Here is a 4151-nt window from a genome sequence, read left to right on the forward strand (position 1 = left end):
ATTGGATACTGTACTTTGGTACTCAGATATTGCTCTTTGGTATTCCTTTTTAGTTTGTGTATTTTTCCTTATGTTACATACACGCAGTTTAATAAATATATCTATTTACACACTACAGTGCTCAGTTAAAAACCAAAAGTAAAATTTCCGAACGTTTATAGATAAAATCAACAAGAGCATAAAAAAACTATCGGAAGCCGCTTGATTTTAAAGATGCCCTACTTGCTCTAAAGGTGAAATATGTGGGATTGGGCTGTTATGCCGAGCTTGCCACAAATCATGCTTTTGTTGCAATTTAAGCCAGAATTCCGCATCATTTAAACCCGCTTTTTCTAACCGTAAAGCTAAGTTAATGCTAATCGCTGCATGACAGTTTAAGACGCGGGATAAAGTTAAACGTGCAACGCCAAGACGATTTGCAGCTTCTGTTACTGTTAACCCTAATTCATCAAGCAATTCTTCTTTCAAAATGCCGCCAGGGTGTGGAGGATTGTACATCATAATAACACCTCAAAACTCAATGGTAATCTTGATAATCAACCAATTCAACGTCTGTCCCAATGAAACGAAAGGTAACACGCCAATTTCCATTGACACGCATTGACCAGTAACCTTTTAAATCGCCCGTAAGCGCATGTAGACGATACGATTTAAGAGTAACTTGTTCAGGCGCGGATATTGTATCTAAAATTACTAAAATGTTTGCTAATTTTTTAGCATGCGCGGGTTGTATGCCTTTGCAGACTCCTCTTTCAAAGAATAATTTCAACCCTTTATGCTTAAAACTAACGATTGCCATATATACCCTCTTGATACTTGATACTATACACCATGCATTTATGTCAATTGATTATTTATCAAAGAGCGCTTTAAGACATAATTTTATATGTTAAAAAACAATAATATCCTTTTGAAATAATTGAAAAAATATGCAAATCATGCTAGGATTTTGTATGTATTAAAATACAAGTTTAAGGTAAAAAAACATGCTAAATAAAGTGATGTTAATCGGGCGTTTAGGTGCTGATCCCGAAAGCAAAACAATGAATTCTGGAGCTGAGGTAGTCAATTTTAGTATAGCAACTTCTGAAAGCTATACGGATAAAAAAACCAATCAAAAAGTAGAGAAAACTGAATGGCATTCAGTTGTGATTTTTAATCCACATTTGGCAAAAATTGCACTTCAATATCTAAACAAAGGTTCAAAAGTTTACGTAGAAGGAAAATTACAAACACGCAAATGGCAAGATAAAAATGGGCATGACCGTTACACAACAGAGATTGTTTTACCGCAATTCAAAGGCGAGTTGTATTTGCTTGATGCAAAGAAAGAGCAATCTGCCCCTTCTTCCGTTACTTCTCAAAATTATGCTATCGCTTCAGGTGCCGCTGATCATAGTGCATCTCTTAATGACAGCATACCATTTTGATTGATAAAATATAACAAAGAGAAACATGTGGGCTCCCACAGATTAGGGGATGTATGAAGAAGAAAGATGCTTACATTTCACAAGTGAAAGTACGTCAAGATCCTGTTAATCAATTGGCAATTGAAATGCGTGCTAAACGCTTTGGTTTGACTATTGAAGAGGCTAAAAATCCGCTTGCTGGTACTTATGTTGGGCGGCTGTGTTTGCAAGGTGTGCTTACTCAAGACCAGTATGATGCTGCGCAAAAATATCTTGAAGTGAAAAATGACTATTTGTGTGCAAAAGGTTTACCAAGCGCTGTTTATGATGAAATACCATCATCTTCTGATGACAAAGCAAGAGAAAAATGGGTTGAATTTGCAACAGAACAGTTTTCTAATATGCAAGAGGTGATAAAAGAAACACAACATCTCTATAGACAGTATAATCTTTATGCAGCAATACAATATATTGTTATCGAAGACCAAACATTACCACATCTTGTGAATTCATTGCGGGTCGCTCTTAACGCGCTTCATAAATATTTTGATCTTTAATCAAAGATTAAAAGGAATAATATCATACAACTAACTGCGGCGGTTGTTAATAAAAAGAAATAAGCAGGAATTTTCAATTTAATACGCCCAATCAAGGATTAAAAGGAGTAATACCGCGCAACTAATTAGAACAGTTGTTAATAAAAAGAAATAAGCAGGAATTTTCAATTTAAAGCGCCAAAGTAAGTTAATGATGATGGACATTATACTAATAAATATGAATATTCCTGTTATAATTATGAATATAATGATGAAATCATCAAATATTATGCGCCTCTGAGGTTTTTCATAATCAGAAACAGTGGAAAACGAAATGTTATATTGGTTAATTCCACTATCTGATAAAATCTTTTTTGGGTGCTGTGCTACTACGTATTCCTTTTGCACAACTTTAATTTTTTCATCTAAATTTTCATCAGTATTAGAAGACTGATAATGAGTAGAAATCTGTTCACTTTTGGCATAATTAGAAAGAAAAAGCACACTGATCATTACGACTAATAAGTAACTTATTTTTTTTGCTGATAAATAATTCATTATTTCTTTTATGGTTGGAGTTTAAGTATATATTAAAGATTAGGGAAAACGCTTAATAAATATTTTGATCGTTAGACAATTTTCCAAATAAATTTGATCAACGCTACCAGCGCTATAAGACAAATTAATATCAATGCTATAATCGCTACGATTCCTACAATTTCATCTAAATTTTCTATTATAGTAATAAAAATACCAATAAAAATTAACACTCCTAAAAATGCTATTCCTATTACAGGATAAAATACAAAAGCTGCTGCCATAGCTGTATAGCATCCTGTTTGGAATTGGAGGGACAAGAGCTCATAAAATGTGCTGTCAATATTTTCATCTTTTAAACTTAGCTTTTCTTCTCTTGCACATGCACTTAGTATCAAAAAATACGATACAAATGCTACAAATATTGGTACAATTAATTTATCTTGTTGTTGATTGTCTAATCCGAAGGGATTAAAAGCAAGTATCATAAGACTAATTATAGCAAAGAACGGTAAAAACAAAATTAGTGTAAATATCTTTTTAATTCTGCATAAATCTGCTTTTTTGAAAAATAACATTAATTCCCCCCCACTTTTTGCTAATCAATAATTTCACGCTATCGTATAATTGATTCGTTGAGAAGATACAATTGTGAGTGGTTGGTTGTTAAAGACACTAGATTTAGGTGAAAAAATAAAAAATACACAATATAGTGATTTTTTTGTTGACAGGATATGAAAAATAGTGTTTTATGGCGTTGCTGTACTAGTCGAATTGCGTCTAGAATTACGGTAAAGGTATAACCTTTTTTATAAGTTTATCTGATTGTTCAGAGCCCTGCTTTTGCGGGGTTTTTTTATTGTCTTGTTTACAAAAAGAAACACACATGAAAACCACTGAAAAACTTGCAAAAAGAACGCCCCCAAAGGCAGGTCAAGGGCGGGTAAAAGGCGTGCCAAATAAAACGACACGTATTTTGAAAGAAGCAGTGCTTAAGGCAGCAGAGCGCGCTGGTAAGAGATATGGTGATGATGGTTTGATCTCTTATCTCGAAAAACAGGCAATCAAATGCCCCGCTGCTTATTTGGCATTGTTGGGGAAGATTTTGCCTCTTCAAGTGACAGGGGAAGATGGGGGAGCTATTAAGATGATAACGCGTGTAGAAATCGCGCCTTTGGTCAATGACAACACGACAGATTAATATTGTTCCAAAGCTTATACCGATTTTTACAGGTAAGGCTTTGGTACGAGCGGCTTGGGGAGGAAGAGGGTCTGGAAAGACAAGATCATTTGCCTTGATGGCTGCTTTAAAAGGCTATCAATTTGGTAGGGAAGGGATATCAGGCACTATCCTTTGTGCACGGCAGTTTCAAAACTCGCTAGCAGAAAGTTCATTGGAGGAAATTAAACGTGCCATTGAAGCGCATGACTTTTTAAAGGACTATTACAAGGTTGGGGAATCTTCGATTAAGTCAATTGATGGTCGTATAGCCTTTCAGTTTTCTGGTTTGGACCGGAATATTGCAAGTATCAAATCGATGGGGCGTATTTTGCTTTGTTGGGTTGATGAGGCAGAGCCCGTTACAGAGACAGCTTGGCAGACGCTTATACCGACTTTGCGAGAAGAAGGAGAAGGATGGCGGGCAGAGTTATGGGTGACATGGAACCC

Annotated in this window: 8 protein-coding genes; 4 read left to right on the forward strand and 4 right to left on the reverse strand. The window is 35.2% G+C overall.

Annotated features, from left to right (window positions below):
* Positions 1–207: 207 nt before the first annotated feature.
* Positions 208–501, reverse strand: a complete 294-nt coding sequence (locus tag ACFINF_RS08740) for a HigA family addiction module antitoxin (protein WP_004856691.1) — start codon at positions 499–501, stop codon at positions 208–210.
* 16 nt (positions 502–517) lie between these two features.
* The gene (locus tag ACFINF_RS08745; RefSeq protein WP_252619286.1) at positions 518–799 is read right to left on the reverse strand and encodes a type II toxin-antitoxin system RelE/ParE family toxin; all 282 of its coding nucleotides are present in this window, start codon (positions 797–799) and stop codon (positions 518–520) included.
* A gap of 187 nt (positions 800–986) precedes the next feature.
* Here ACFINF_RS08745 and ssb point away from each other — a divergent pair, with 187 nt between their 5' ends.
* Positions 987–1430: a single-stranded DNA-binding protein gene (ssb, locus tag ACFINF_RS08750; protein WP_375620523.1), complete on the forward strand. Its 444-nt coding sequence runs from the start codon at positions 987–989 to the stop codon at positions 1428–1430.
* 53 nt (positions 1431–1483) lie between these two features.
* Complete coding sequence (locus tag ACFINF_RS08755; RefSeq protein ID WP_375620524.1) at positions 1484–1966, forward strand: hypothetical protein; 483 nt, start codon at positions 1484–1486, stop codon at positions 1964–1966.
* A 78-nt stretch (positions 1967–2044) separates the two neighbouring features.
* Here ACFINF_RS08755 and ACFINF_RS08760 read toward each other — a convergent pair whose 3' ends face one another.
* Positions 2045–2503 carry a hypothetical protein gene (locus tag ACFINF_RS08760; protein WP_375620525.1) on the reverse strand — a complete coding sequence of 153 codons (459 nt, stop codon included), beginning with the start codon at positions 2501–2503 and terminating at the stop codon, positions 2045–2047.
* A 71-nt stretch (positions 2504–2574) separates the two neighbouring features.
* Positions 2575–3060, reverse strand: coding sequence for a hypothetical protein (locus ACFINF_RS08765; protein ID WP_375620526.1), 486 nt, complete (start codon positions 3058–3060; stop codon positions 2575–2577).
* A 308-nt stretch (positions 3061–3368) separates the two neighbouring features.
* Between ACFINF_RS08765 and ACFINF_RS08770 the strand changes: the two genes are divergently transcribed.
* Both ACFINF_RS08770 and ACFINF_RS08775 read left to right on the forward strand, forming a co-directional pair.
* Positions 3369–3683: a hypothetical protein gene (locus tag ACFINF_RS08770; RefSeq protein ID WP_375620527.1), complete on the forward strand. Its 315-nt coding sequence runs from the start codon at positions 3369–3371 to the stop codon at positions 3681–3683.
* Positions 3664–4151 (forward strand): phage terminase large subunit (locus tag ACFINF_RS08775; protein ID WP_375620528.1); only part of this gene is annotated, 488 nt, incomplete at its 3' end. The genes ACFINF_RS08770 and ACFINF_RS08775, both read left to right, overlap by 20 nt.

Source organism: Bartonella sp. TS25HLJMH (genome assembly GCF_042193505.1).
Classification (GTDB): Bacteria; Pseudomonadota; Alphaproteobacteria; order Rhizobiales; family Rhizobiaceae; genus Bartonella; species Bartonella grahamii.

Excerpts from the sequence above, each read along its gene's own strand:
- ACFINF_RS08755 (WP_375620524.1), top strand. The coding sequence starts at position 1,484 with ATGAAGAAGAAAGATGCTTACATTTCACAAGTGAAAGTACGTCAAGAT.
- ACFINF_RS08770 (WP_375620527.1), top strand. The coding sequence starts at position 3,369 with ATGAAAACCACTGAAAAACTTGCAAAAAGAACGCCCCCAAAGGCAGGT.
- ACFINF_RS08745 (WP_252619286.1), bottom strand. The coding sequence starts at position 799 with ATGGCAATCGTTAGTTTTAAGCATAAAGGGTTGAAATTATTCTTTGAA.
- ACFINF_RS08765 (WP_375620526.1), bottom strand. The coding sequence starts at position 3,060 with ATGTTATTTTTCAAAAAAGCAGATTTATGCAGAATTAAAAAGATATTT.
- ACFINF_RS08740 (WP_004856691.1), bottom strand. The coding sequence starts at position 501 with ATGATGTACAATCCTCCACACCCTGGCGGCATTTTGAAAGAAGAATTG.
- ssb (WP_375620523.1), top strand. The coding sequence starts at position 987 with ATGCTAAATAAAGTGATGTTAATCGGGCGTTTAGGTGCTGATCCCGAA.
- ACFINF_RS08760 (WP_375620525.1), bottom strand. The coding sequence starts at position 2,503 with ATGAATTATTTATCAGCAAAAAAAATAAGTTACTTATTAGTCGTAATG.